This is a genomic window from Sagittula stellata E-37 (assembly GCF_039724765.1).
Taxonomy (GTDB): Bacteria; Pseudomonadota; Alphaproteobacteria; order Rhodobacterales; family Rhodobacteraceae; genus Sagittula; species Sagittula stellata.
Genome location: NZ_CP155729.1, coordinates 2,168,841 through 2,194,386, shown reverse-complemented (window position 1 = coordinate 2,194,386; position 25,546 = coordinate 2,168,841). Strand labels below are relative to the sequence as shown.

Sequence of the window (25,546 nt, the reverse complement as noted above, 5' to 3'; positions counted from 1 at the left end):
GCTCCGTCCGTCAGCCGCTCACGCCCGGCCCAGCACCAGCACCGCGTTCAGCCCGCCGAAGGCGAAGGCGTTCGACAGGACCACGTCCACCCGGGCCTCGCGCGCCTCGTTCGGCACCACTTCCAGCGCACACTCCGGATCGGGCTCTTCATAGCCGATGGTCGGCGCGATCACGCCGTCGTTCAGGGCCATGAGACAGGCCAGCAGCTCGACCGCGCCCGTGCCGCCGATCAGGTGCCCGTGCATGGACTTGGTCGAGGACATCATCAGGGCGTCCGCGTGGGTGCCGAAGACATCGGCCACCGCGGCGCATTCGGTCTTGTCGTTGGCGGCCGTGCCCGTGCCATGCGCGTTGATGTAGCCCACCCGTGTCATGTCGACCCGGGCATCGCGCAGCGCGCCGGAAATCGCCCGGGCCGCGCCCTGTTTCGACGGCATCACGATGTCCGCAGCGTCAGAGGTCATCGCGAACCCCAACACCTCGCCGAGGATCTGCGCCCCGCGCGCCCGCGCATGTTCGTATTCCTCGAAGACGAAGATGCCCGCACCCTCGCCCTGCACCATGCCCGAGCGGTTTGCGCTGAACGGTCGGCAGGCGTCCTTCGACATCACCCGCAGCCCTTCCCAAGCCTTCACACCGCCGAAACACAGCATGGATTCCGACCCGCCGGTGATCATCGCGTGGCACATGCCAGACCGGATCATCTGAAACGCCTGCCCCATGGCGTGGTTCGACGACGCGCAGGCGGTCGAGACGGTGAAGCTGGGGCCGCGCAGGTTGAATTCCATCGACACGTGGCTGGCGGCGGCGTTGTTCATCAGCTTCGGCACGACGAAAGGGTGAACGCGGTTCTTCCCTTCTTCGTAAACCGCGCGGTAGTTCTCGTCCTGGGTCAGCAGCCCGCCGCCGGAATTGCCCAGCACCACGCCGGAACGGTCGGCCATCTCGCCGGAGAACTCCAGCCCCGACTGCCGCACCGCCTCGCGCGCGGCCAGCAGGGTGAACTGGGTGAACCGATCGTAGAGCGACAACTGCTGGCGGTTGAAGACAGCCTCCGCCTCGAACCCCTTCACCTGCCCGCCGATCCGTATGGCCAGCCGGTCGACGTCACGGAACTCCAGCGGACCGATGCCGCACCGGCCTTCGCGCATGGCCTCATAGGTTGCGGCCACGTCCTGCCCCAGCGCGTTGACCGTTCCCGCCCCGGTAATGACGACCCGTTTCACGCGGTCTTCTCGGCCACCAGCCGCTCGATCCCGGCGACAATGCTGCCAACCGAGGAAATGTCGAAGTCGGAGGCTTCCGGCTCATTTGCATTGAAGGGGATGGAAATGTCGAAGGTCTCCTCGATGGCGAAAATCGCTTCGACGAGGCCGAGGCTGTCGATTCCGATGCTTTCCGGCGTGCTGTCCAGTGTAATGTCCGAAGGTTCCAGCATCGCCTGTTCGGCGATGATCGCGATCACCTTGTCCTTGACGTCCATAGTACCGGTCCCGTTTCCTCAGGTTGGCGGAGATTTAGTCATTCCCCGTCAACTTTGAAACCGCTTTCTTGAGGTCCGCGACATCCCGGAACAGCCGTGGCAGGCGTCTCAGGCCCTTGTAGCTTTCGACATGGCTGTCCATCTTCATCGCCGGATAGCCCAGCATTACCCGCCCCTCGGGCACATTCGACAGGACCATCGTGCCGCCGCCCAGGATCACCCGGTCGCCGATCTTCAGATTGTCGGAAACCCCCGCGCAGCCGCCCACGACGACATTCCTGCCCAGCACCGTCGATCCCGCGACGGCAGCCCCGGCGCAGATCATGCTGTCACGTCCCACGCGCACGTTGTGGCCAATCTGCACGAGGTTGTCGATCTTCACGCCCGACCCGACCTCGGTATCGCGGACCGACCCCCGGTCGATACAGCTGTTGCAGCCGATCTCCACATCGTCGCCCACCGTCACCGCACCAAGCGAGGCGATGCGTGCCCAGGATTGCGCGCTGTCCGTGCCCTCGACGCCCAAGCTAGCGCGGGCCTTCTCGACGCCGGATGGTTCCGGCGTCACGAAAGAGAACCCGTCGCCGCCGATCACCACACCGGGGTGCGCGATCAACCGGGCCCCGATGTTCACGCGCGCCATCAGCCGGACGCCTGTGTGCAGAAGCCCGCCCTCGCCCAGGGTCACGTCTTCACCGATATAACATTGCGGCCCAAGGGTACTGCCCGCGCCGACCCGCGCCCCTGCCCCGATCACGCAGAACGGGCCGATGGATACGTCCTCGCCGATTTCAGCGGAGGGATCGACCACTGCCGACGGGTGCACGCCGGTCGCGTAACCCTGCCCCGGGTCCATCATGCCAGCCAGCCCCGAGAGCGAGAACCGTGGCCGGGGAGAGGTCAGCGCGGCCTTCAGGCCCAGCCCCTGCCAGTCCGCCCCGTCCCAGAGCACCGCCACTTGTGCCCGGCCCTCGCCGATCAGCGCGGCATACTCGGGTCGCATGGCCAAAGCGATGTCGCCCGGGCCGGCGGACTGGGGTTCCGCCACGCCGCCGACTTTCAGCGACACGTCGCCATGTGCCGCCATGCCGACCGCCGCCGCTATCTCCTGGATGGTATAGGCCATGCCCGCTCCTGCCGTTCCATGCGGCCAGCGCCGCCGCCGCAGGTGTAGAGGCTGCGCGCCCCCGGGTTCAACCCTGCTTCGCCCTGCCCGTGTCGCGCCCGTCCCGCGCGCGGCACCAGCCCTTTCCCCATGACCTGCTCCGGCGCACCCGCAAACGCAAAAGGCGCGTCCGGACGGGCGCGCCTTCTGTCGTCACTCCATGGCGGGCACGAGTGCCGCTCAGCTGTCCCAATGGGTCATCAGCGACACACCTTCGTTCTGCAGCGCGCGCCACAGGATCTCGTCGCGGCCGTAGACGTCATTGCGATAGTTCACGTTGCCTTTCGCCTGGGTAAAGGCCGTGCGGTAGATCAGGTGCACCGGGATCGGCTCTGCCAGAGGCACCTTGGTGTTCTGACCGGATCGCAGGATCGACTGGAAAAAGTTCACCGGATCGCGTTCCTGCCGGGACAGCAGCGCGTAGGCAAAGTCATGCGGGTCGTTCAACCGGACGCACCCATGAGAAAAGGTCCGCACCTCGCGCGAGAACAGGCTCTGCGACGGCGTGTCGTGCAGGTAGATGTTGTACTTGTTCGGGAACATGAACTTGACCGTCCCCAGCGCGTTGCGCGGCCCTGGACGCTGGCGCATCGAATACGGGAAGCTGCGGCCGGAATACTGCGCAAAGCTCTGCCCCCGGCTGACCACCCGGCCGCGACCGTCGATGATTTCCAGATGGCCCGCCGCGCCCGGGTTGGAGCGCAAAAGCGGCAGGTATTCGTTCACGATGATCGAGCGCGGCACATACCAGTACGGGTTGATGACCATATGCTCCATCGTGTCGGAGAATTCCGGCGTACGATGCGTCGACTGGTTCTGACCGATCACGGAACGGGTCTCGAAGGTGACCTTGTCGTCGTCGATGATCTGGGCGTGGAAGTCCACGAGGTTCACGAGAACATGCCGCTTGCCCCGGCCTTCCGGGCTGTTGAGCCAGCGCTCACGCTCCATGGCGACCATGATCGACTTCAGCCGCTCTTCGGGAGCGGCGTTGATCGCCCTGAGCGTCGATGCACCGGCGACCCCGTCGACATTCAGGCCGTGATCCTCCTGCACCGCGCGCACCGCGGCGGTCATGTCCTCGTCGTAGCGGGTGGTGAGCGACGGCTTGAGATAGTTCATCGCGACAAGCCGGTTGCGCAGCGCGACCACGGCCTGGCCGCTCTCCCCGGGTTCCAGGCTCGACGCCTGCACGACCGGCCCCCAGCCGCCATGGCGGATACGATGCTCCAGCATCAGCTTGGCGCGCATCAGACGAGAGTATTCGGCGGTCGGCGGCACGAGGCTGCGGAACACCGCGTCGGGACGCTCGGTGGTCAGGCGCGACAGGAGTTCCTCGGGTGCGCGGCGCGGGACCTCCCGCTTGATATCGGAAATCACGGCGCCCGGGTCGTCCAGCACGCCGGTCTGCAGATCGTTGGCGAAACTTATGAACAGCTTCGAAAGCTCGACCTCCAGCAGGCCACGGTCGCGGCCGGACGTGGCGGCGGCAAGCTGCGCGCGCAGGGTATGTTCATTGTAAAGCCGGGTCGGCAGGCCGTGCACATCCGCCATCGCGAACGCTTCCAGCAATGCGACGCGACGGGCGCGGTCCTCATCGGACGGGCCGGTCCAGATCGGTTCGAACCCGCGTGCACGGTAGAAGGCCGCGATGCTTTCGTTCTGCCCCACATGCTCGGCCACAGCCTGTTTGAAAGCCGTCACCTTGAAGGAAAATTCCTCCGCCGAGCCGACGGTGGGCATGGTCGCAGCCATAGCACCGGCCAGCAAAAGGGCACGCAGCCCGACCTTCGCAACTTTCATTCCGCGTCCCTCATTTCTTTTGTCCGTCCCTGAATTAAACTTGTCTAACAATGTCATAACCCTGTAAACTCACAAACGCGGCAGACAGGCTCCGATGTGTTCCGGGAGCCCGATACGCGCATTTGCGCCACAGTTTTCCGACCCTGCGCGAGATTCTGCCACTTGCCTCTTGAAGGATAAAATTCATCACAAATCGCACTTTCTCCATTGTGCGATTCGTGCAATACAGATTCCGACATCTGGGGATAGATGGCAGAGCACACCCAACGAGGTGTGCACACACAGGTAACAGCGACCAGGGACAGGCGCTCATCATGGCAGATTCGACAACGGGCAGCTTCACGCGCCGGGGTATCCTCGGCGCCTTCGCAGCAACGACACTCGCAGCTGCGCCCACCTACTCTAACGCAGCGGGCTTCCTGCGCGGCGCGGGCGACATCAGACGCCTCCGTATGTACTCCGGCCGGACCGGGGAACGCATCGACATGATCTACTGGATCGAAGGCCAGTACCTTGCCGACGCAATCAAGGAAATCAACTACTTCATGCGCGACTGGCGCACGAACGACATCAAGAACATCGACGCCCGCACAATCGACATCTGTACGGCTGCGCATCGGCTTCTCGACTGTTCCGAACCCTACATGCTCATTTCCGGCTACCGTTCGCCGAAGACCAACGCGATGCTGCGGTCCAGGTCGTCCGGTGTCGCCAAGAACTCCCGCCACCTGCGCGGCGAGGCGGCTGACCTTCGGCTCTCCAGCCGGTCCGTCAACCAGATGGCGAAAGCTGCGATGGCCTGCCACGGCGGTGGTGTCGGTCGTTACTCCGGCTCCAACTTCGTACATATGGACTGCGGCCCCGTGCGCTCTTGGGGCGCCTGAGGCTTACCCCTATACTACTCCACCAAGAAGGCGCCCTTTGCGGCGCCTTTTTTGTTTCTGGCACAGATCGCGGGGGATTGGCAGTCAGGTATTCCCGACATGTCGCGATCTGCATCCTCGGTGAAGACCACAGCGACGAGGCCTTCATGCGGGGTAAACGACGCGGCTGCCGGTTCGGTTCCGACGGGAGTCAGATTTTTTGGAAAAAAGCGCAGGAGCGCGGCCCCTGTCCTCAGGCACAATCAAAGGTTTCACTGAGAGAGGAAAATGGCGCGGTTGACGGGGCTCGAACCCGCGACCCCCGGCGTGACAGGCCGGTACTCTAACCAACTGAGCTACAACCGCGCTTTGTGGGGGCAGATAGTCCGCCGTGCACCGGGTGGTCAAGCGGAAAAGCGAAGGACGCTGGCGGAAAATCACGGGCGATCCGTTCTGCTCGCAAGACCGCCGCACTTTGGCGAAGCCTTTGAAAACACATGTCCGAAAAGCAAAAGCCCCCGCCAAAGCGGGGGCTGTTCTGACGCCGTTTGATCGGGCAGCGGTGGCGCGGTTGACGGGGCTCGAACCCGCGACCCCCGGCGTGACAGGCCGGTACTCTAACCAACTGAGCTACAACCGCTCACTGCCCGCCCGAAGCTGTCTGCCTCGTGGCGTGAGAGGCCTTCTATGGGCTGCACCCACTGCCGTCAAGCGGTTTCCCACCAGCTTTTTCGCAAAAAAACGGATGACGTTTCGGAGGCCGCTGGCGTCCATAATAATGTGCCTGTCCGTTCTGCCTGGATCACCCCCGCGCACGTCGCCGGTCGGGCCACAACACCTGCCACGCCATCGCACGGGTTCCAGCCGGATACGATCCAAACGGCGTGTCCCGAAGATCGAAGCCGAACCGGCGATCGGCATCGCCCCTACCTGCTCCAAGTTGCCCAAGTGCCGCATACGTGAAGCGAAGACATCCCGCCCTGCCATCAAAAGGGGCCGCAGTGCCTTGGCTGCGCTATCAACCTGAGCGCAGACAAACCTCGAATCATCCCTCGCTTGCCCTGTTCGACCGGCTCTGACAGCTGCCGGTCCGGCGCGGTTCGCGACAGGAGACTGCTGCCGCCATTCAGTTCCGACACCAGCGCCCCGAACGCTTCTGACAGATTTCCACTTGAAAACACTGTGTCATTTCAACACCTTTCCAAGACATGGCGATTTGGGCCATCCTTTGACAATAGATACTGATAGTTGCCTAGTAACCAATACCCAAGGGAAGTCGCCCCGTGGATCAGATCCTCAGACAGACAGTCGCCTTCTTCGATCCCTTCGGTGAGCGCTATGAGATAAGCGCAGCCGAATACATCTCGCTGTTGCAGGGTTCGGGAACTCAAATCTACCTGCTCTGCGCCTACGGGCTTCTGGTGGCGACGGACGCTCCGGGCGTGATTGGCAAGATGAGTCTCGCCGCGACGCTCGGGCTTTGGGCCATCGTCGTGGCGATCTTCCTCATCAGCCACGGTCTGGTGATCTTCGGTGTGGCCGCCCTGCAGACGAAGACGGGCCGCTTCACCACGCCCGGCTTCATCGTTGTCCTGCTGGCGCTGACGCCCACAGTGCTCATCGGCGAATGGCTGGCCGACACTGCCAGCCGGGGGCTCGTGCCCTTTTCGCTCTGGCCGAGAGTCCTGTTCTATTTCGTGATCGCCGAGATGTTCATCCTCATCTACATGCGATACGTGCGCCCGGTCGTCAGCCAGCCGCAGATGACGGAGCCGCAGGTCACCGAAGTGGCGGAGCCGCCCGAGGACGCAGAGGAAGACGACAGTCGTCGCATCCTGATCGGGGCGGAGCCTGTCCCCCTCGCCCGTCTTCGTCACATCCAGGCGCGTGAACACCACGTTCATGTCGTGCTCGACCGCACGACCATCACCCAGCGCGCCCGTCTTTCGGACATCGTCGCACAGACCGAACCCGATGACGGAATCCAGCCGCACCGGTCGTGGTGGGTGGCGGCACGGGTGGCGCGCGGGCTGTCACGCGACGGTCAGAAACATGTGCTTCAACTTGACGACGGGACCTTTGTTCCAGTGGCTCGTTCAAGGTTGACGGAAGTCCGCGAATGGCTGGCCAAGCGGGCCTGAACCGGAACCGCCCGGCCCTTTCCTGACGCAATCGTGAGTGCTGGACGCCGTCCCGCTGCCTTGGTAGGCCGGAACGGTACATGCCGCCCAAGCGACGAGAAGGAGCCACGCCAGCATGACCGACACGCCCGAAACGCCGACGGACATGATCCGCTTCGGCTGGGAGGAATGGGTCTCGCTGCCCGATCTCGGCCTTCCGGCGCTGCGCGCCAAGGTCGACACCGGCGCCCGGACGTCCGCCTTGCATGCCTTCGATATCGAGACCTTCGGATCGAACAACGCCCCGAAGGTGCGTTTTACCGTCCATCCCGTGCCGGGGCGCGAGGATCTGGTGATTCCCTGCTCTGCCCGCATCGTCGACCGGCGACAGGTAACCTCGTCGAACGGCGAGTCGGAAATGCGCTATGTCATCGCCTCCACCTTGCGGGTGGGGGACGAAAGCTGGCGGATCGAGCTGACGCTGACCGACCGGTCCTCCATGGCGTCGCGGATGCTGTTGGGCCGCGAGGCGCTGAAGGACCACATCACGATCGTGGCCACAGACCGCTTCCAGCAGCCGCGCATGTCCTACGACGTCTATACCACGGCCCGCGTGCGCAGCGCTGCGCCCAACCGCTCCCTGCGCGTCGCGGTGCTGAGCCGCGAGGACAACTATTCCACCCGCCGGCTGGTGGAAGAAGGCGAAAAGCGCGGACATACTGTCGAGGTCATCGACACCACCCGCTGCTACATGGCGATCAACGCCATGGCGCCCGAAGTCCATTATGACGGCAAGCGCTTGCCGCGCTACGACGCCGTGATCCCGCGCATCGGCGCCTCCATCACCTCCTACGGCACGGCTGTCATCCGCCAGTTCGAGACCATCGGCACCTTCTGCCTGAACGGCTCCGACGGGATCGCCGCGTCGCGCGACAAGCTGTACGCCCACCAGCTCATGGCGCGGCACAAGATCGGAATGCCGAACACCGCTTTTGCCGCCTCGCCCAAGGACACGCAGTCGCTGATGCGGCTTGTGGGGACGGCCCCGCTGATCGTGAAACTCCTGGAGTCGACGCAGGGCAAGGGCGTTGTGCTGGCCGAAACCAAGAAGGCGGCGGAATCGGTGATCGACGCCTTCCGCGGGCTCAAGGCGAACTTCCTGGTGCAGGACTTCGTGAAGGAAGCCGCAGGAGAAGACATCCGCTGCCTCGTCGTCGGCGGCAAGGTCGTGGCCGCGATGAAACGCACCGGGGCAGAGGGCGATTTCCGCTCCAACCTGCACCGGGGCGGCCAGGCTTCGGTTGTGCGCATCTCGAAAGAGGAACGCGACACCGCGCTGCGCGCCGCCCGCGCCTTCCGCCTGAACCTTGCCGGTGTCGACCTCCTGCGTTCGGAGAACGGCCCCAAGGTGCTGGAGGTGAACTCCAGCCCCGGCCTCGAAGGCATCGAGACAGCGACCCGAAAGAACGTGGCCGAGAAGGTCTATGACCATCTTGAGGCGAAGGTGCGCCCTGCCCCCGTCCGCCGCCGCATCGAACCCGAGGACTGAGACCCGACCTGCCTAGGGCTGCCCGAACAGCCGCAGGAGCAGTCGGATCATCCAGACCCAGAACAGCACGCCTGAAACCGCGAACGGCAGGATCCACCAGCCGGCAAACCGGCGTCCACTGGGGACGTGGGCCCGCAGATACCGAATTGTGGTGACGATGGTTCCCGTCATTGCACTTCCTTGCCGCATGCCGAAACGACGCACGCCCCCATGAACGGGTAACGTGACCAGTGTTAATATGGCGTTTGCGAATTGTTTCGGCGCCGCAGCACGCCATCGCCCGGCCCTTTACCCTGACCGCCATATTTCCTATATGTTCGGTCAGGTTTGAAAGAGGATCCCCATGAGCGAGCAGAACCCCCCGCTTGAAGGCGCGCCGCTGGTCGCCCCCTCCAGCACCGACCACCCGCTCTACGACACCGTGGTGGAGGCCTGTCGCACGGTCTACGATCCGGAAATCCCGGTGAACATTTACGATCTGGGCCTGGTCTACACCGTGGACATCAACCCCGAGAACGAGGTGAAGATCATCATGACCCTCACCGCACCCGGATGCCCCGTCGCGGGCGAGATGCCCGGCTGGGTCGCCGAGGCGGTGGAACCGTTGCCCGGCGTGAAACAGGTCGATGTCGATCTGACGTGGGAGCCGCCCTGGGGCATGGACATGATGTCCGACGAGGCCCGGCTGGAACTGGGCTTCATGTAAGACGCGGGGGCCCTGCGCCCTGCCCTGTCGCAATTGCCTGACGCCGCCCGGAACGCCTTTTGTCCGGGCGGCGTTGTCTTGCCGATGCGACAGTTTTTCGACCTCGGCCTCATGGCCCTCGCCGCGCTCTGGCTTCTCCTGATCGGGGGGATCGCACATGCGCAGACGCCCTCGCCATGGTTCGAGGTCGAATCCCTGAACGACGGGCTTGGCCCCGCGCCCGACTGGATGGACCGATCCACCCCTCGCGCGACGATGGAGTTGCTGATGCGGGCCGGGCAACGGCGCGATACCCTGCCCGAACCTCCGGGTCAGCTTGGCCATCTTTTGAACCTCAACGACCTTGAGCCGAGCGTTCAGCGCGCGGCGGGCGACCGGTTGGCGCGCGACCTCAGCACAGTGATCGCCCGGCGCGTCATCGTCGACTGGGGACAGATCATCGACCGTCCGGACGGGCTCGACGCGCTTGAGACGTCGAACGCCGCCACCGCCGGAATGCCGCGCCGCTCGCTTTTGTTATGGGAAATCGACCTCGACGGCGTGCCCTCCGCCATTCGCCTCGAACGGGTGAAGCCCGAAGGCGGCGATCCCGTCTGGGTGATTTCGGGCCGCACCGTGCAGAACATCGCCCCGCTCTACGCCGCCTACGGCCCGACCGGGTTCGAGAAATGGCTGCCAGACTCGCTGCGCGAACCCGCCTTCTGGCGCCTGATGTGGTGGGAGGTGATCGGCGTCCCGCTGCTTATCCTGCTTGCCCTCCTGTCGGGCTGGGCCATGTCGCGGTTGCTGAACCGCGTCGGACGCCTGGCCAGCCACCGCGTCACCTCGGCCGTCTTCCGGTCAGCGCGTATTCCGTTGCTGATCGCCACCGTCGCGCTCGTGTTGTCCGTGGGGATGCAGACCATCTTCGTCTTCTCGGGCCGGCTGAACAGCGTGCTTTCGCCGCTCGTCGCCGCGGGTTTCGTCACAGCCGCGCTGATGCTGATCGTCAATGTGATCGAGGTCATCCTCGACGAGATCACCGGGTTCGAGCAGATGGACCTGACCCGGCAGCAGTTCGACGAAACCCGCACCCGCGCCACGCGGATCGCCGCCGTGCGCCGCCTGCTTGTCATCGTCGTGTTTCTTTTCGGCTTCGGCATCGTGCTGTCGTCGGCCAACCTGTTCCGGACGTACGGCTTTTCGCTTCTCGCCTCGGCCGGGGTTCTGACGCTGATCTTTGGCTTCGCGGCACGTACGATCCTGTCCAACATCCTGTCGTCGCTGCAAATCGCCCTGAACCAGTCCGCCCGCATAGGGGACCGCGTGGTCTACAAGGGCGCGCTTTGCCATGTGGAGCGAATCAACTTCACGTACGTCCAGCTGCACAGCTGGGACGGCACCCGGCTGGTGGTCCCGGTCAACGAGTTCACCTCCACCACCTTCGAGAACTGGACGCTGAAAGAGCCCGAGATGCTGCGCGTGCTGAAGTTCAAACTGGTTCCCTCCGTCGATGTGGACCGGCTGCGAAAGTGCCTGGACGAGGTGCTCGACGAGCTGGATCAGGAAGAACTCGACGACCGCGACAAGGCTTCTGTCAGCGTCACCGGACAGGACGCCTTCGGCATCGACGTTTGGTTCATGGTGCCCTGCCGCGACCCGAACACCTCATGGGACGTGGCCTGCAACGCCCGTGAACGCCTGTTGGCCCGCCTCGCCCGGATCGAGGAAGAGGGCACGGCGGTTTTCCCGGACGTGCCCGCGAGAGAGGCGGCCTGAAAGGGCGCGCCCGGTCAGGCCGGGCGGCAACCTCCGACGCCGCCGGGGTGGACGGGTTCCTCGATGTCTGGAGGTAGGCGAAGCATCGGCCGTGGACGCCGGCGCAGGATGTAACCTGAGCGCTGGCGCACAGTGGTCCGATGCGCCCGACCTTGAGATCGGGGCGCCGAAGCATTAGGTTGAGTGCACGCGAAAAGGACCCCTGCAAAGGAACCCCGATGTTCGGCATACCCGGCAAATCCCCCGTGACGATCACGCCCAAGGCGGTCAGCCAGATCCGCAGGTTGATGGAGCGCGACAACCGCTTCGGCCTGAAGATCGGCGTCAAGAAGGGCGGCTGCGCAGGAATGGAATACACCATGGACTACGTCGACGAAGCGGAAGGCGCGGACGAGATCGTGGAACAGGACGGCGCCCGCGTGCTGATCGCGCCCATGGCCCAGATGTTCCTCTTCGGCACCGAAATCGACTACGAGACTTCGCTGCTGGAAAGCGGCTTCAAGTTCCGCAATCCCAACGTGGTCGACGCCTGCGGTTGCGGCGAGTCGATCAAGTTCAAGGACGTCGAGGAGATGGCCGCGGAACGCGGAACCCAGGGCTGATGGCGCTTTCGGAAGAGGACCGCGCCTACGCCCGCGACCTCTTCTCCGGCCTGGGAGACGTCACCACCCGCCGCATGTTCGGCGGCATGGGCATTTATTCCGGCGGCACGATCTTTGCCCTGCTGATGTCCGACGGCACGCTGATGATAAAGGGCGCCGGGGCGTTTGCCGACCGTCTGGAAGAGATGGGATGCGAACGCTGGCGCTACACCCGAAAGGACGGCGGCGGGGCAGCCATGCCCTACTGGACCTTGCCCGGCGAGGCCCTCGACGACCCCGATGAAGCGGTCGACCTGGCCCGCGAGGCCCTTCGATATCTCTGAGCCGGCATGTGCCCCTGTCTGGGCGCCGCCGCCCCGCATAGGCCTTTCCCGCCAATGGTGTGGCGCGCGACTGTCCCGTGTTTTCGGCGTGGTGCCACTGTCTCACGCCTTCGGCGTGACGGTACTAACTCAAGCCTTCGGCTTGACGGGGGCTCTGCCCCCGCGCCCCCGAGGTATTTTGGCCAAGATGAAGGAGGCGGGTCTGTCTTCAGGGAATGGCGGCCGGCCCTGGGTCGGTGGACCGCTTGAGGTTTTTGCAGTTGATGATACGTTTCATTGAAGCGCCGCGCCAGATGATCCCCGGCGAGGATCGACTTGCCAGAGCCCAAAGGCACGACGTTCGTGTCGGGGTTGGGGTTGAAGAACAGCGGGACAGCAATGTGCCCTTCACCCGATTTGCCGTGGCCTTCACCCGGCCTTCAGTCCACATTTCAAACATTTCATTCACCGAAGTTGATGACAAAGATACCTGGTCCGGCCTGTACGGGGTGCCACACGTCGTCACGGCCCAAGACTCCCGTCCGATCCCAGTAGCGTCACGCAGCCTTGATCGGTGTGGCCGGCGATACCGAAGTCCTTTTTGCCCGCGCAATCCGGGCGCGGCGGATCGTAGTTGCCCCGCATGAGCGCCATCGGCCGGACGAGCCGCGTGTCGAAGCAGTGCCGGTCAGCGCCGATCGCCTCCGCGATGCCGCGCAACAGGTCCAGAGCGCCCGCCATGGCGTTGCGCTAGTAGGCCCCGATCACCTCTCCCCCTTCCGGACGGTCCGGCCAGAGGTTCCCAGTATAGACCGGCAGGCCGGTCTCAGGCGCCCCGCGGCGCAGCGCCGCAAACGTATCGGGATCGCGTCCGGCGATCTTTCGGGCATCGAGAACCGGGAATATGGGCACTTCGAAAGGGGGGGCTGAAACGGTCGGTGCGACTGTTTCCACGCACCCGCTTGGCGCGCAACCGCCCTTGACCTCGCCGCCCCACTCGCGAAACTGCGCGCAAGCAGCAAAAGGATGACACCATGCGCACGAAACTGGCCGCCGGCAACTGGAAGATGAACGGCACGATTGCCAGCCTGGACGAACTCGACGCCATGGCTGAGGCCGCGAAAGGCGCTGCCGAAGTGCTGATCTGTCCGCCAGCGACGCTGATTTCAGCCGCCAGCGCCCGTGCGGAGAACGTCGCAGTCGGCGGGCAGGACTGCCACGGCAAGCCCTCCGGCGCGCATACCGGCGATATCGCCGCCGAAATGCTGAAGGATGCCGGCGCGAGCTACGTCATTCTCGGCCATTCCGAGCGACGCACCGACCATGACGAGCGCAACGACACTGTGCGCGACAAATGCGATGCGGCCTGGGCCGCCGGGCTGACCGCCGTGGTCTGCGTCGGCGAGACACTGGATCAGCGCGAGTCCTCCAACACGCTCGACATCATCGGCGGCCAGCTGGCCGGGTCGATCCCGGATGCGGCCACGGGGCACAACCTCGTCGTCGCTTACGAGCCGGTCTGGGCCATCGGCACCGGCAAGGTTCCCACCACCGATCAGATCGGCGAGGTGCACGACTTCATCCGCGCCCGTCTGGAACGCCGGTTCGGCGAGGGCGTGGGCCGCTCCGTCCGTATTCTGTACGGCGGCTCGGTCAAGGCCGCGAATGCCGAAGAGATCTTTGCCACCTCTAACGTCGACGGGGCGCTGGTCGGCGGCGCGTCGCTGAAGGCCTCCGACTTCGTGCCGATCATCGAGGCGCTGAACGCCAGCGCGGACTGAGCGCGCGCTGAAGCCCGAGCGACATTCCACGGGGCATTGCGCGCCAGGAACACGGGCAGGAAACATGGTAGGGAGGGGTTTTGCGCCACCCTGCCCTTGGGTCTGAACCTTGGCGGGCGGGCGGTTTCGGCCCGGGGCACGCGCCCGGCCGTCCTCCGCCGAAGGTTGGGTATTCCGGAATACACGCCAATCGTCCGCGATGTTATCGGTTAACACACCGTTGATATCGATTTGCGACGGCGATTGCGGCGATTGTCCGCACAGGCGATTCTCCCGGCTGCTCGGGGGTCAGCCGTGGCACCGCCACGCCCATTCCAGAAAGGAAATTTGAAATGTCTGCCCAGAAGTCTGCCAAGATCCTCACCTCCGCCATCGCAGCTGCCGCCATGGTGCTGTCCCTCTCGGCCGCTACCCCGGCCGCCGCGCTGAACCAGCACGAACGCAACGTCGTCGGCGGCGTCGTCCTCGGCGTGATCGGAACGCTCGCCGTGCAGGGCGCGCGCAAGAACCAGAAGCAGCGCACCTACACCACCCGCGTCTGCCACGACCCCTACCAGACCTACCGCAACGGTCACCTGGTCACCGTCTGCCGCTGACCCTGACCCGGCCCGAACCGTTGCAACGCCCCGCCACAGCCGGCGGGGCGCATGTCGTCCGGCCTCAGGGGCGCAGCGCCAGCACGCTGTAGGCCGCCATGAAGACGAGCCCCAAGGCCCCCTTGTCCCACAGGTGCGCCTCCGCCCCCGCATAGGCCGCCGCCATCACGCCGTACATCGCGTGGTGACAGGTCATCCGCTCGGCCGCCGCTTGCAGCCATTCCATCACGATCCTCATGTCATTTCCTTTCGAGGCTTGATGGCTGGCCAGCCGGGTTCAATGATGCCTCCGAAGACATCCCCAAGGTGCAGCATCGCGGCAGATGAGTGTGAGGACGGCTCAGGACGGGAGCGGACTTTCCCGGCGTCTTCCGGACGAATGAGGACGATTGGGTGCAAAGTTTCGGTGAATTGCTGGGTGAGGAAATCTGCGAAGAGCGCGAAACGCGCGGCTGGACGCAAGTGCAGCTTGCCTTGAAAGCCTTTGGGGACGAGGACGCGGTCCGGCGGATTCACAACTATGAAAAGGGCAAGGTCGCCAACCCGCAGGCGCGGACCTATCAGCCGATCTGCGAAGCGCTCGGGATCACCCGAGACCGGATCAAGGCGCTCAAGGCACAGGCCTCCAACGCGGCGACATTGAATGACGACGAGGTCGGCAGTCTCCGCGCCTCCAAGGGATCGCTGTAAGAAGCCCTGGATGACAGCAAGAGCCTGACGCGGTCGCAACTGGTCGCACTTGCGGAGATGTTCGACCACGACAATCCCGGTGAGGCGGCGGATGCCGTACTGGCGGAATACCTGAATCGGAAAGCCCAAGACTACCGCGCCCTGCGGGCGGAGATCGAAGGGATCGACGAGGGGCTGAAACGGCTTTCGAACCTGAAGGCCGCCGCCTTCGGTGCGATCGAGGATGGCGATCTGGAGGAGGTGGAGATCCTGCTGGAGCGGGTGCAGGAGGTGGAGCTGGAGGAAGCCGCGAAGACGGCGGAACTGCGCGCCGACAACGCCCTGCTGCGCGGCAAGACGGAGCAGGCCTTTCGAATCCTGTCGGCGGCGGCGGACAGTTTCGGCGCGGTCGATCCCGATTTGCCAGCGGACAAGCGGCACGCCTATATGCAAGTCCTTTACTATCATGGATTGCGCTACGGTGGTGAAGGACTGCCGATGTCTGTCCAGATGACGAAAGATGCACTGGCCCTGACACCGAACAATCCAAGTCTGCTTTCCGCGAAATTGCAAAACGCTTTGGCCAATGCCCTCCTAGAGCAAGGCACCCGCACCGGCGGCGCGGCGAGCGCGGCGCTGCTGGCGGAGGCCGTCACGGCCTATCGCGCGGCGCTGGAAATCCGCACCCGCGATGCGCATCCGGTGGACTGGGCCATGACGCAGAACAACCTCGGCAATGCCCTCCAAGCGCAAGGCACCCGCACAGGCGGGGCGGCGGGCGCGGCGCTGCTGGCGGAGGCTGTCACCACCTTTCGCGCGGCGCTGGAGGTCCGCACCCGCGACGCGCATCCGGTGGACTGGGCCGCGACGCAGAACAACCTCGGCATTGCCCTCCAAGAGCAAGGCAAACGCACCGGCGGCGCGGCGGGCGCGGCGCTGCTGGCGGAGGCCGTCACCGCCTATCGCGCGGCGCTGGAGGTCACCACCCGCGACGCGCATCCGGTGGACTGGGCCGAGACGCAGGAGAACATGGCACTCGCGGAAAAAGCGCGGGCTGATCATGAGACATGCGCCGATTCCCGGCCCCACCTGCGCGCGGCATTGGCGCATGTGGAGGCGGCGCTGGAGGTCTATGACCCGGAGCATATGGCGTTCGACTACGGAACAGCGACCGCGCTGAAGGCGCATTTGGAAGTACGGATCGCCGGGTCGGGGTGAGCGTACCGGGCGCGCGCCGGGCGAAGCCCCCTCTCTACGAAAAACGCCCCGCCAGTCCGGCGGGGCGTTTTGCTGTTTTCCGGGTGTGGCGCGGATTACTCCGTCGCCGCAGCTCCGCCGAAGCCGCGGGCTTCGCAGAAGGCGCGTTCCAGCGGCTCGGACGGCAGCGATGCCCCCTCGCAGCGGACCTGCGGTCCCATCACCCGGTCCGGCACCCAGGTCGAGATCGCCGGGATGTAGGTCACCATGATCAGGAAGACGAAGAGCACGGCGAGGAACGGCAGCGCCGCCCGGACCACGCGCATCATCGGCATCCCCGCCACTCCGGAGGTCACGAAGAGGTTCAGACCCACGGGCGGCGTGATCATCCCGATTTCCATGTTCACCACCATGATGATGCCGAGGTGGATCGGGTCGATGCCCAGTTGCAGCGCGATGGGGAACACCAGCGGCGCGACGATCACCAGCAGGCCCGAGGGCTCCATGAACTGGCCGCCGATCAGCAGGATGATGTTCACGATCACCAGGAACATGATCGGTCCGAAGCCCGCGTCCAGCATGGCCGCCGCGATCTGCTGCGGGATCTGCTCGTCGGTCAGCACGTGCTTCAGGATCAGCGCGTTGGCGATGATGAACATCAGCGTGACTGTCAGCTTGCCCGCCTCAAGGAGCGTGTGCTTCGTGTCGCGGTGGAAGAAGGCGGTCACCAGCGCGATGGGCTTTTCCCACAGCGCCTTGTGGTTGCCATCCGCCATGCGCAACGGGCCCATGTCGCGGTAGACGAAGTTGGCGATCAGGAAGGCGTAAACGGCAGCCACCGCAGCGGCCTCGGTCGGGGTGAAGACACCGCCGTAGATGCCGCCGAGGATGATGACGATCAGGCCAAGACCCCAGATGGCGTCGCCGCCCGATTCCATGACCTCGCCCCAGCCGCGCCATTCGCCCTTGGGCAGCTTGCGCACCACTGCGATGCCGAAGATCGTGGCCATCAGCATGCCGCCGGCGATCAGGCCCGGGATGACGCCTGCAAGGAACATCCGGCCCACCGACACGTCGGTCGCGGAGGCATAGACCACCATCACGATGGACGGCGGGATCAGGATCCCCAGGGTGCCCGCGTTGGCGATGACGCCCGCCGCGAAGTCCTTGGAATAGCCGACCTGGCGCATGCCCGCGATCACGATGGAACCGATGGCGACCACGGTGGCCGGCGACGACCCCGACAGCGCCGCGAAGAGCATGCAGGCGAAGACCCCCGCGATGGCAAGCCCGCCCGGCAGGTGACCGACGATGGCGATGGAGAAGCGGATGATCCGCGCCGCCACCCCGCCGGTCGACATGAAGGACGACGCGAGGATGAAGAACGGGATGGCCAGCAGGGTATAGTGGCCCGCCATCGCCTGGTAGAAGCTTTGCGCAACGGAAGACAGCGAGGTCTCCGACAGCACCAGCAGGAAGACGATCGACGAGAAGCCCAGCGACACCGCGATCGGCACGCCGACCAGCATCAGCCCGATCACCATGAGAAACAGAAGTACGACGTCCATGGGATCAGTCCTTGTTCATATGCGCGACGTCTTCGACCGCGTCTTCGGCTTCGTGGCTGACAATCAGGCTGTCGGAAGAGCCCTTCCAGATCCGTACGGTCGCCTGGATGAAGCGGAACAGCAGCAGCGCGGCGCCGAACGGAAGGATGACGTAGGGAATGAACCGCGGAATCTTCTCGTAGGCATCGCCCTGGTTGATCAGCGGCTCGATCCAGCGCAGCCAGGACGGCATCGGCGTGTCGATCATCTCGTACCAGGACCGGTATGAGGTGCGGGTCATGTCCTCGAAGCCCGTCGGGAACCAGCGCCCGGTGGTCTGCGGCAGGTTGGCGAAGTTCGCCCAGTAATCCCACGCGCCCTTCATCAGAAGACAGGCGTAGGCGATGCAGACCACGCCCGCGAACAGCGCCATGATGCGGCGGCCGGCGGGCGGCACGAGGTTCGTCACCGCGTCCACGCCAAGATTGGCGGTGGTCTTGACCGCGTAGCTCACCCCGAAGAGCACAAGCCACGCAAAGAGGATGGACGTCATCTCCAGCCCCCAGATCAGGCCGGTGTTGAAACCGTAGCGCAGCACGACGTTGATGAATGTGATGATGGTCATCAACCCCAGGATCAGGGCGATGAAACTCTCCTCCAGCTCGTTGACGAAACGTCCGAGCATGGAGTCCGAGACGGTATGGTCGGACATGTCCCCCTCCAAGAAATCTGGCCCTTGCCGCGGCCTCCGCTCCTTATGGTGTCCTGGCCCGGATCGGATGGGTCGGACGGGCCGCAGTTGCCGGAGGGTGCCGCCCCGAGGGCGTGGCGGGGACGCAGGCCACTTCCTGGCCGCGTACCCCGGGTGTGGATCCGGCGGCGATATCGAATGTCGCCGCCGGAAAAACTTGCCTGTATGGTCAGGCGCTTACATCGAGTTGTTGATCGACTGCGCGGCGTCGATGTTTTCCTGGCCCACGTCGTCGGTGAACTGTTCCCAGACCGGCTTCATGGTGTCGAGCCAGGCCTGACGCTGCTCGGCCGTCAGCTCACGGATCTCGCCGCCCGCGTCCAGCACCGCCTGGCGGGCCTCGGCGTCGACTTCACCCACGGCGGCGTTCCGCTCCATGCTCACCTCGTGCAGGATGTTGCCCAGCTGCTCGCGCACGGCCGGATCGAGACCTTCCCACCAGTCGACGTTGGTCACGACCAGGTAGTCGAGCACGCCGTGGTTGGTCTCGGTCGTGCCGTCCTGCACTTCAAAGAACTTCTGGCCGTAGATGTTGGACCAGGTGTTCTCCTGCCCGTCGACGACGCCGGTCTGCAGCGCGCCGTAGACCTCGGAGAAGGCCATCGGCTGCGGGCTGGCATCCAGCGCCTCGAACTGTGCCTTGAGCACTTCGGAGGGCTGCACGCGGAACTTCAGCCCGGCGGCGTCGGACGGCATCACCAGCGGCTTGTTGGCCGAAAGCTGCTTCATGCCGTTGTGCCAGAACTCGAGGCCCAGCAGGCCGCGGCGCGTCATGGATTCCTTCATCGCCTGACCGGCATCGGAGGCCTGGAACGCATCGACCGCGTCGATGTTTTTGAACATGAAGGGCAGGTCGTAGATCCGGAACACCTTGGTGAACTGCTCGAACTTCGACAGCGACGGCGCCGCCATCTGGACGTCGCCCTGCAGCATCGCCTCAAGCACCTGGTCGTCGTTGTACAGGGTGGAGTTCGGGTAGACCTCCATGCAGGCGGTGCCATTCATCTCTTCGTTGACACGCTCTGCCAGCAGGGTGGCCGCGATGCCTTTCGGATGCCGGTCGGTGTTGGTCACGTGGCTGAACTTGATGACCATTTCGCCTTCTTCGCAGGATGCCTGCGCAGAGGTTGCACCGGTCACGGCAAGGGCGGCCGCCGCGGCGGTCATGAGAAGCTTTTTCATCGGTATCCTCCCAGATACGGCTAGGTTTCTCGCCCGGCGCCCTCTCCCCGGGCACCGAATGCACTTACATGACCCCCGCCCGAGAATCGGATCAAGCGCGTTGAACGTTCGCGCCGAAAACAGCGAAAAATCCATTTTTGGCAGATACTTGCTTCTTTCCATGCAGCGACCGCATGGCACCCCTGCACTTTCGCTGTGCGGTTTTCCGCACGACCGTTAGCGCAGGTTGTGCGAAAAACCGCACAGCTGCGGAAGTCGATTCGTCCCCGTGTGTGGCGATTCCCCGCAAATGCGCGCCACACGCCCCCACCCTTCATCTTGGCAAAAATACCTGAAAGACGACCGGCACCCCCGGCGACCGCAACGCGCCCCGGCCCCATGGGCGGGGTCTAGCGCCGGAAGGCCTCGGGCTTCAGCCCGTATTTCGCCAGCTTGTCGTACATCGTCTTGCGCGGCAGCTTCAGCGCCCGGGCGGCCTCGGCGGCCACGCCGTTGTGCCGCCCGAGCGCCGCCGCAAGCAACGAGCGTTCAACCTGCGCCATCTGCTCCGCCAGCCCCAGCTGGCTGGTCTTCGACAGGTCCTCCGGCATCCCCAGCACGAACCGCATCGCCGCCGACATGAGCGAGCGGGTATTGCCCGGCCACTCCTGCGCCATCAGGCCCGCCTCGTGCTCCGGCGTGATCTCTGGCGGCTGGATGCCCGCCTGCTCCGCGGCCTGTGCCACGTAATGCCGGAACAGCACTGGTATGTCCTCCGGCCGTTCGGCAAGTGAGGGGATGCGCACTTGTGCCACGTCCAGCCGATAATAAAGGTCGGCGGACAGCCGCCCCTCCGCCACGACCTGCTTCAGGTCCTGCGTGGTGCCCGCGATCAGCCGCGCCCCGCCGCGCTCCAGCGCGTCGGTCAGCGCAAGCTGCGTGTCCGAGGGCAGCGCGCCGATCTCGTCGAGGAACAGCGCCCCGCCTTGCGCCGCCTCCCAGGCCGCCTCGAACCCGGCGCGGTCGAGCCCGGCGGCGGCCCGCTTCACGAACGGCCCTTTCGACTGGGCGGAACTCAGGTGCACCACCTCGGATACCTTCGAAATGCCCGATCCGGGCGCCCCGCGCACCAAAGCCTCCGTCCCCGCGCGCGCCGCGGTGCGCACCTGCTCCCTGAGCCGCGCCGCCGGCTCCGACAGGCCGAAGATCATCCGCGCCGCCGGATCGCCGGCCTCGAGTTGCGCCTTCATCCGCCGGTTTTCCAGCACCATCTCACGCGTCTTCAGCGCCCGCCGCACAAGGGCTGCCAGTTCCGCCGGGCTGCAGGGTTTTTCGAGAAATCCGAAGGCGCCCTGCGACATCGCCCGGACCGCCATGGGAATGTCGCCCTCGCCGGTCAGCAGGATCACCGGCAGTTCCGTGTCGCGTCCCTGGGCGTAATCCAGCAGGTGGAAGCCGTCCCGCCCCGGCATCCTGATGTCCGACACGATCACGCCCGCAAAGGACGGCCCGATCAGGTCCTTGGCCTCCACGAAAGAGCCCGCCGTCACCGGCTCGAAGTCGTTCAGCTCCAGCGTTTGTCCCAGCGCCTCGCGCACGGCCAGATCGTCGTCGACCAGAAGCACCTTGCAGATCATGCCGTCCCCCCTCCGGCCAATGACGCATCGGCCCGAACCGACATCGGACCTGACACCGCCGGGAAAGAGCACAGGCCACGGGACGGGACGGCGGGCGGGGCGACATGCGCCGCAGGCGCAGGAGCGCCGGACCCCGTCACGCCGCCGCCTCCGCCTGCCAGCGGTCCAGTTCCACGGCGAACTCCGCCCCGCCATCCGTCACGTTGCGGCCCCGGATGTTGCCCCCGAAACTCTGCACCAGACCGTAGGAAATCGACAGCCCAAGCCCCATGCCGCCGCCCACCTCCTTCGTGGAATAGAAGGGCTCGAACACCTTCTCCGGATCGGCGATGCCGGGGCCGGTGTCGCGCACCCGCACGACCAGCCGCTCGCCCGCCTCCACCCGGATGACGATCCGCTTCACCGCCTGACCGGCCATGGCGTCGGCGGCGTTGTTGATCAGGTTGACAAAGACCTGCCCCAGCCGCACCTCGCCGCCGATGGCGTAAAGCGGCCCGGCCGGACGCGCCCATGCGACCTCGACCCCTTCCGTCTCAAGCCGCGTCTCGGTCAGCTCCACCGCCTCGTCGATCACGGCACACAGGTCGACGCGCCCCATCGGCTCGCTCTCGTTGCGCGCGAAGGCGCGCAGGTTGCGGATGATGCGCGCCGCACGTCCGGCCAGCGCCGCGATCCGCGACAGGTTGTCGGCCGCCCGCTCCGGCTGCCCCTTGTCCAGGAAGGCACCGCCGTTCTCCGCGAACTGCCGGATGGCCATCAGCGGCTGGTTCAACTCGTGACTGATCCCCGCCGACATCTGTCCCAGCGCCGACAGTTTGCCCGCCTGCACCAGGTCGGCCTGCGCCCGCCGCAGAGCCGCCTCTGCTTCCTGCCGCTCGCCGACCTCGTGGCGCAGGGCAGTGTTGGCCTCCTCAAGCTGCTGCGTCCGGGCCCGCACCCGCACTTCCAGCGCCGAGTTCGCCTCGGTCAGCACGCGGCGGCGCTCCGCCAGAAGGAACAGCACCGCACCGAATCCGAGGCAGAGGATCGCCACCACCGCCGTCTGCAAGGCCGCCAGCCGCCGCGCCGGCCCCACGTCCACCAGCGCTTCGCCCACCAGCCCCACGACCGGCAAGGCCTGGACCAGATGCAGGCCCCTGGCCGGCACGTAAGGCGACAGCGACTGCCGCCAGATCTCGTACCCGCCGACAAAGCGCCGCGTGACATCCGCCACAGCCCCGTCCGGGTCGATCACCGCCTCCGGTGTCAGCCGCCAGAACAGCAGCTCGGAGCGGTTGGTCACCAGGATGTCCCCCTCGCTGTCCGTGAAGAAGACCGAGGGGCGCGAGCCGCGCCATTCGCCTTCGATCCCTTCCAGATCGACGATCATGACCAGCACGCCCTGCACCCGCCCGTCCGCCCCGAACGACGGCGCCGCGTGCACGTAGATCCGCTCCGAATCGTCCGGACCCACCCGCGCCCCCGCCCCCAGCGCTCCGTCCAGAGCGCGGCGGAACCAGTCCGTCCCGGCAAAATCGCCCGGCACATCGCCCTGCGTCCGGGCCAGCACCCGCCCGTCGGTGTCTGCGTAGAAAGCCAGCGCCGCGCCGGTGCGATCGACACTGCGCTGCAAAGATACCGCGGCGCGCCGCGCCGCCGCAGCCCCCGACACGCCCTCGTCATGCAACGTGTCGAGCACGGGATGATCCGCCAGCAGCACCGCCGCCGCGCGATAGCGCAAGAGCCCGGTGACCAGCCGGTCCGCCGCCAGCGCCAGGTCCGCCTCGCCGCGCGCGCGCACCTGCTCCAGCGCCTGCCCGTAGCCATAGGTCCAGACGCCGTACGACAAAGCCGCCACCCCCGCCAGGAAGGTGATGTTCGTCAGGAACCGGTGATGCTGCCTCGTCATCCGCCCTTCTCCAGCCGCCTCTTGCCAAGCGCGCCACGCCGACCGATTGTCGGGGCATGCTGCGCCTATCGCAATCCCCAACCGACCCGGACTTCGTCCAGAACCCCTACCCGTTCTACGACCGCCTGCGCAACGGCGGCGACCTCGCGTGGTGGGAAGACTACGGCCTGCCCTGCGCCGTTTCGCACCGCGCCGTACAGGCGCTGCTGAAGGATCGTCGCTTCGGCCGCGAGGTCCCCGCCGACCTTGCGCCAGCGGTCCCCGACCATCTCGCGCCGTTCTACGCGATCGAGGCGCACTCCATGCTGGAACTGGAACCGCCCCGCCACACCCGCCTGCGCGGACTGGTGCTGCGCGCCTTCACCTCCGGACGGATCGCGGCGATGCGCGACGACATCGCGGCCCTCGCCCATGACCTGATCGACGCCCTGCCCGACGACGGCGCCGACCTGCTGCCGGCCTTCTGCCAGCCACTGCCGGTCATCGTCATCTGCCGCCTGCTGGGCGTGCCCGAAACCCATGCGCCGCAGCTTCTCGACTGGTCCAACGCCATGGTCGCCATGTATCAGGCCCGCCGCGACCGCGCGGTGGAGGACGCCGCCGCCCGCGCCGCGACCGAGTTCCAGGCCTTCCTGGCCGACCTTGTGGCCCACCGCCGCAGGCACCCGGCGGACGACCTCCTCACCCGCCTGGTCGAGGCAGAGGCCGAAGGCAGCCGCCTCTCGACCGACGAGCTGACCGCCACGGTGATCCTGCTGCTGAACGCGGGCCACGAGGCGACGGTCCACAGCCTCGGCAACGGCATCAAGGCTCTGCTGGACCACCAGACCCCGATCGCACCCGAGACCGCCGACCGCACCGTGGAAGAGATCCTGCGCTTCGACCCGCCGCTGCACATGTTCACCCGCATGGCCTACGAAGAGGTCGAAATCTTCGGCCACACCTTCGCGCGCGGCGACCGCGTAGCGCTCCTGCTCGCGGCGGCGAACCGGGACCCGGCAACCTGGCCGGACCCCGCCAGCTTCGACCCGACGCGCCCGCCCGCGACCCATACCGGCTTCGGCGGCGGGCTGCACTTCTGCGTCGGCGCACCGCTCGCCCGGCTGGAAATGGCGATTGCCCTGCCGATCCTCATGCAGCGCCTGCCCGGTCTGACGCTGTCGGAGCCTCCCCGCTACGCAAACCTTTACCATTTCCACGGGCTGGAGGCGCTCCGCGCCACTTGGTGACCCGCAAACCGCGCAGTCCCGACGCCCCGGACCCCGGACCGCCCCCGGTGTTTCTCCTTTTCAGAAATACTCCGCCGGAGGCACCCGCGCGCACAGCGCGCAAAGAAGGACGGGCGCGCGCAGCGCGCTGAACCTGCATGCGCAGCACACCGCGAGGTCACGCCAGCAGAGCCACGCTTTCGGGGCCAGACTCTCAGGGCAACGGGCGGCAACCGGAGGACCGCCTACAGCGGCAGCGCCACCGTCGCTTTGATCTCCTCCATCGACAGGAGCGCCGTGACGTTGTGCACCTTCACCTCCGAGATCAACGCCTGGTAGAAGGCGTCATAGGCCCGCGCATTCTTCACCCTCACCTTCAGGATGTAGTCGATGTCCCCGGCCAGGCGGTGCGCCTCCTGCACTTCCGGCCGTTCCTGCAAAGCCTTCAGGAACCGGTTCTGCCAGTCCGCTTCGTGCTCAGACGTGCGGATGAGCACGAAGAAACAGGCCTCGAACCCCAGCGCCTCGGCGTCCAGCAGCACGGTCTGCGCGCCGATCACCCCTGCTTCCTTCATCTTGCGAATCCGGTTCCAGACCGGGGTCTTCGAAGACCCCACCGCCTTGGCGATCTCGTCCAGCGACTGGCTTGCGTCCTGCTGCAGCTGCACAAGGATTTTCCGGTCTGTATCGTCGATCTTCATCGTTTTCCCTTTTTGCCGCGAAATCCGAAACACGGCTCCTTTCAGTGAGAGAAGGTAG

General features: G+C 65.6%; 25 protein-coding genes and 2 tRNA genes. 12 read left to right on the top strand and 15 right to left on the bottom strand.

Annotation, left to right across the window (positions count from 1 at the left end; all coding sequences use genetic code 11):
* Positions 1 to 18: 18 nt before the first annotated feature.
* From ABFK29_RS10430 to ABFK29_RS10415, 4 genes are all read right to left on the bottom strand, one after another.
* On the bottom strand, positions 19 to 1,227 hold the full coding sequence (locus ABFK29_RS10430; protein ID WP_005857692.1) for a beta-ketoacyl-[acyl-carrier-protein] synthase family protein: 1,209 nt from the start codon (positions 1,225 to 1,227) through the stop codon (positions 19 to 21).
* Positions 1,224 to 1,484 carry an acyl carrier protein gene (locus ABFK29_RS10425; RefSeq protein ID WP_005857689.1) on the bottom strand — a complete coding sequence of 87 codons (261 nt, stop codon included), beginning with the start codon at positions 1,482 to 1,484 and terminating at the stop codon, positions 1,224 to 1,226. Before ABFK29_RS10425 ends, ABFK29_RS10430 begins: the two co-directional genes overlap by 4 nt.
* 34 nt (positions 1,485 to 1,518) lie before the next feature.
* Complete coding sequence (gene lpxD, locus ABFK29_RS10420; protein WP_005857687.1) at positions 1,519 to 2,610, bottom strand: UDP-3-O-(3-hydroxymyristoyl)glucosamine N-acyltransferase; 1,092 nt, start codon at positions 2,608 to 2,610, stop codon at positions 1,519 to 1,521.
* Between the two features lie 219 nt (positions 2,611 to 2,829).
* Positions 2,830 to 4,452: a L,D-transpeptidase family protein gene (locus ABFK29_RS10415; protein WP_005857685.1), complete on the bottom strand. Its 1,623-nt coding sequence runs from the start codon at positions 4,450 to 4,452 to the stop codon at positions 2,830 to 2,832.
* Positions 4,453 to 4,766: 314 nt separating this feature from the next.
* Here ABFK29_RS10415 and ABFK29_RS10410 point away from each other — a divergent pair, with 314 nt between their 5' ends.
* Positions 4,767 to 5,336 (top strand): YcbK family protein, encoded by a 570-nt coding sequence (locus ABFK29_RS10410; RefSeq protein ID WP_040604369.1) that lies wholly within the window; start codon positions 4,767 to 4,769, stop codon positions 5,334 to 5,336.
* Positions 5,337 to 5,604: 268 nt separating this feature from the next.
* On the opposite strand, the gene ABFK29_RS10405 is transcribed toward ABFK29_RS10410, so the two are convergent.
* Positions 5,605 to 5,681, bottom strand: a tRNA-Asp gene (locus ABFK29_RS10405).
* Positions 5,682 to 5,878: 197 nt separating this feature from the next.
* A tRNA-Asp gene (locus ABFK29_RS10400) sits at positions 5,879 to 5,955 on the bottom strand.
* A 643-nt stretch (positions 5,956 to 6,598) separates the two neighbouring features.
* Here ABFK29_RS10400 and ABFK29_RS10395 point away from each other — a divergent pair.
* On the top strand, positions 6,599 to 7,456 hold the full coding sequence (locus ABFK29_RS10395; protein WP_005857681.1) for a LytTR family DNA-binding domain-containing protein: 858 nt from the start codon (positions 6,599 to 6,601) through the stop codon (positions 7,454 to 7,456).
* Between the two features lie 115 nt (positions 7,457 to 7,571).
* A complete protein-coding gene (gene rimK, locus ABFK29_RS10390; RefSeq protein WP_005857679.1) occupies positions 7,572 to 8,984 on the top strand; it encodes a 30S ribosomal protein S6--L-glutamate ligase in 1,413 nt (470 codons plus the stop codon).
* A gap of 12 nt (positions 8,985 to 8,996) precedes the next feature.
* On the opposite strand, the gene ABFK29_RS10385 is transcribed toward rimK, so the two are convergent.
* Positions 8,997 to 9,155, bottom strand: coding sequence for a hypothetical protein (locus ABFK29_RS10385; RefSeq protein ID WP_005857677.1), 159 nt, complete (start codon positions 9,153 to 9,155; stop codon positions 8,997 to 8,999).
* Positions 9,156 to 9,327: 172 nt separating this feature from the next.
* On the opposite strand from ABFK29_RS10385, the gene ABFK29_RS10380 reads away from it, so the two are divergent.
* From ABFK29_RS10380 to ABFK29_RS10365, 4 genes are all read left to right on the top strand, one after another.
* Positions 9,328 to 9,690: an SUF system Fe-S cluster assembly protein gene (locus ABFK29_RS10380; protein ID WP_005857675.1), complete on the top strand. Its 363-nt coding sequence runs from the start codon at positions 9,328 to 9,330 to the stop codon at positions 9,688 to 9,690.
* A gap of 84 nt (positions 9,691 to 9,774) precedes the next feature.
* Positions 9,775 to 11,448, top strand: a complete 1,674-nt coding sequence (locus tag ABFK29_RS10375; protein WP_005857673.1) for a mechanosensitive ion channel family protein — start codon at positions 9,775 to 9,777, stop codon at positions 11,446 to 11,448.
* Between the two features lie 218 nt (positions 11,449 to 11,666).
* On the top strand, positions 11,667 to 12,050 hold the full coding sequence (locus ABFK29_RS10370) for a HesB/IscA family protein (RefSeq protein ID WP_005857672.1): 384 nt from the start codon (positions 11,667 to 11,669) through the stop codon (positions 12,048 to 12,050).
* The gene (locus ABFK29_RS10365; RefSeq protein WP_005857670.1) at positions 12,050 to 12,373 is read left to right on the top strand and encodes a TfoX/Sxy family protein; all 324 of its coding nucleotides are present in this window, start codon (positions 12,050 to 12,052) and stop codon (positions 12,371 to 12,373) included. Before ABFK29_RS10370 ends, ABFK29_RS10365 begins: the two co-directional genes overlap by 1 nt.
* Before the next feature lie 501 nt (positions 12,374 to 12,874).
* Here the strand turns inward: ABFK29_RS10365 and ABFK29_RS10360 are convergent.
* Entirely contained in the window at positions 12,875 to 13,093 is a 219-nt protein-coding gene (locus tag ABFK29_RS10360) for a hypothetical protein (protein WP_005857668.1), read from the bottom strand.
* Positions 13,094 to 13,386: 293 nt separating this feature from the next.
* On the opposite strand from ABFK29_RS10360, the gene tpiA reads away from it, so the two are divergent.
* Together tpiA and ABFK29_RS10350 are read left to right on the top strand one after the other, a co-directional pair.
* Positions 13,387 to 14,133 carry a triose-phosphate isomerase gene (gene tpiA / locus ABFK29_RS10355; RefSeq protein WP_005857664.1) on the top strand — a complete coding sequence of 249 codons (747 nt, stop codon included), beginning with the start codon at positions 13,387 to 13,389 and terminating at the stop codon, positions 14,131 to 14,133.
* 332 nt (positions 14,134 to 14,465) lie between these two features.
* A complete protein-coding gene (locus tag ABFK29_RS10350) occupies positions 14,466 to 14,729 on the top strand; it encodes a hypothetical protein (RefSeq protein ID WP_005857663.1) in 264 nt (87 codons plus the stop codon).
* Positions 14,730 to 14,793: 64 nt separating this feature from the next.
* On the opposite strand, the gene ABFK29_RS10345 is transcribed toward ABFK29_RS10350, so the two are convergent.
* Positions 14,794 to 14,967 carry a hypothetical protein gene (locus ABFK29_RS10345; RefSeq protein ID WP_005857661.1) on the bottom strand — a complete coding sequence of 58 codons (174 nt, stop codon included), beginning with the start codon at positions 14,965 to 14,967 and terminating at the stop codon, positions 14,794 to 14,796.
* Between the two features lie 155 nt (positions 14,968 to 15,122).
* Between ABFK29_RS10345 and ABFK29_RS10340 the strand changes: the two genes are divergently transcribed.
* Both ABFK29_RS10340 and ABFK29_RS10335 read left to right on the top strand, forming a co-directional pair.
* A complete protein-coding gene (locus ABFK29_RS10340; protein WP_005857659.1) occupies positions 15,123 to 15,419 on the top strand; it encodes a helix-turn-helix domain-containing protein in 297 nt (98 codons plus the stop codon).
* A 57-nt stretch (positions 15,420 to 15,476) separates the two neighbouring features.
* Entirely contained in the window at positions 15,477 to 16,616 is a 1,140-nt protein-coding gene (locus ABFK29_RS10335; protein ID WP_347100425.1) for a hypothetical protein, read from the top strand.
* 95 nt (positions 16,617 to 16,711) lie between these two features.
* On the opposite strand, the gene ABFK29_RS10330 is transcribed toward ABFK29_RS10335, so the two are convergent.
* From ABFK29_RS10330 to ABFK29_RS10310, 5 genes are all read right to left on the bottom strand, one after another.
* On the bottom strand, positions 16,712 to 18,163 hold the full coding sequence (locus ABFK29_RS10330; protein WP_005857655.1) for a TRAP transporter large permease: 1,452 nt from the start codon (positions 18,161 to 18,163) through the stop codon (positions 16,712 to 16,714).
* Positions 18,164 to 18,167: 4 nt separating this feature from the next.
* The gene (locus ABFK29_RS10325; protein ID WP_005857653.1) at positions 18,168 to 18,854 is read right to left on the bottom strand and encodes a TRAP transporter small permease; all 687 of its coding nucleotides are present in this window, start codon (positions 18,852 to 18,854) and stop codon (positions 18,168 to 18,170) included.
* A gap of 216 nt (positions 18,855 to 19,070) precedes the next feature.
* Positions 19,071 to 20,075: a DctP family TRAP transporter solute-binding subunit gene (locus ABFK29_RS10320; RefSeq protein ID WP_005857651.1), complete on the bottom strand. Its 1,005-nt coding sequence runs from the start codon at positions 20,073 to 20,075 to the stop codon at positions 19,071 to 19,073.
* Between the two features lie 389 nt (positions 20,076 to 20,464).
* Entirely contained in the window at positions 20,465 to 21,691 is a 1,227-nt protein-coding gene (locus ABFK29_RS10315; protein ID WP_005857649.1) for a sigma-54-dependent transcriptional regulator, read from the bottom strand.
* A gap of 136 nt (positions 21,692 to 21,827) precedes the next feature.
* Complete coding sequence (locus ABFK29_RS10310) at positions 21,828 to 23,579, bottom strand: sensor histidine kinase (protein WP_005857647.1); 1,752 nt, start codon at positions 23,577 to 23,579, stop codon at positions 21,828 to 21,830.
* A gap of 56 nt (positions 23,580 to 23,635) precedes the next feature.
* Here ABFK29_RS10310 and ABFK29_RS10305 point away from each other — a divergent pair, with 56 nt between their 5' ends.
* Positions 23,636 to 24,808, top strand: a complete 1,173-nt coding sequence (locus tag ABFK29_RS10305; protein WP_005857645.1) for a cytochrome P450 — start codon at positions 23,636 to 23,638, stop codon at positions 24,806 to 24,808.
* A gap of 224 nt (positions 24,809 to 25,032) precedes the next feature.
* Here the strand turns inward: ABFK29_RS10305 and ABFK29_RS10300 are convergent, their stop codons facing one another.
* Positions 25,033 to 25,488 (bottom strand): Lrp/AsnC family transcriptional regulator, encoded by a 456-nt coding sequence (locus ABFK29_RS10300; RefSeq protein ID WP_005857643.1) that lies wholly within the window; start codon positions 25,486 to 25,488, stop codon positions 25,033 to 25,035.
* Positions 25,489 to 25,546: the final 58 nt, after the last annotated feature.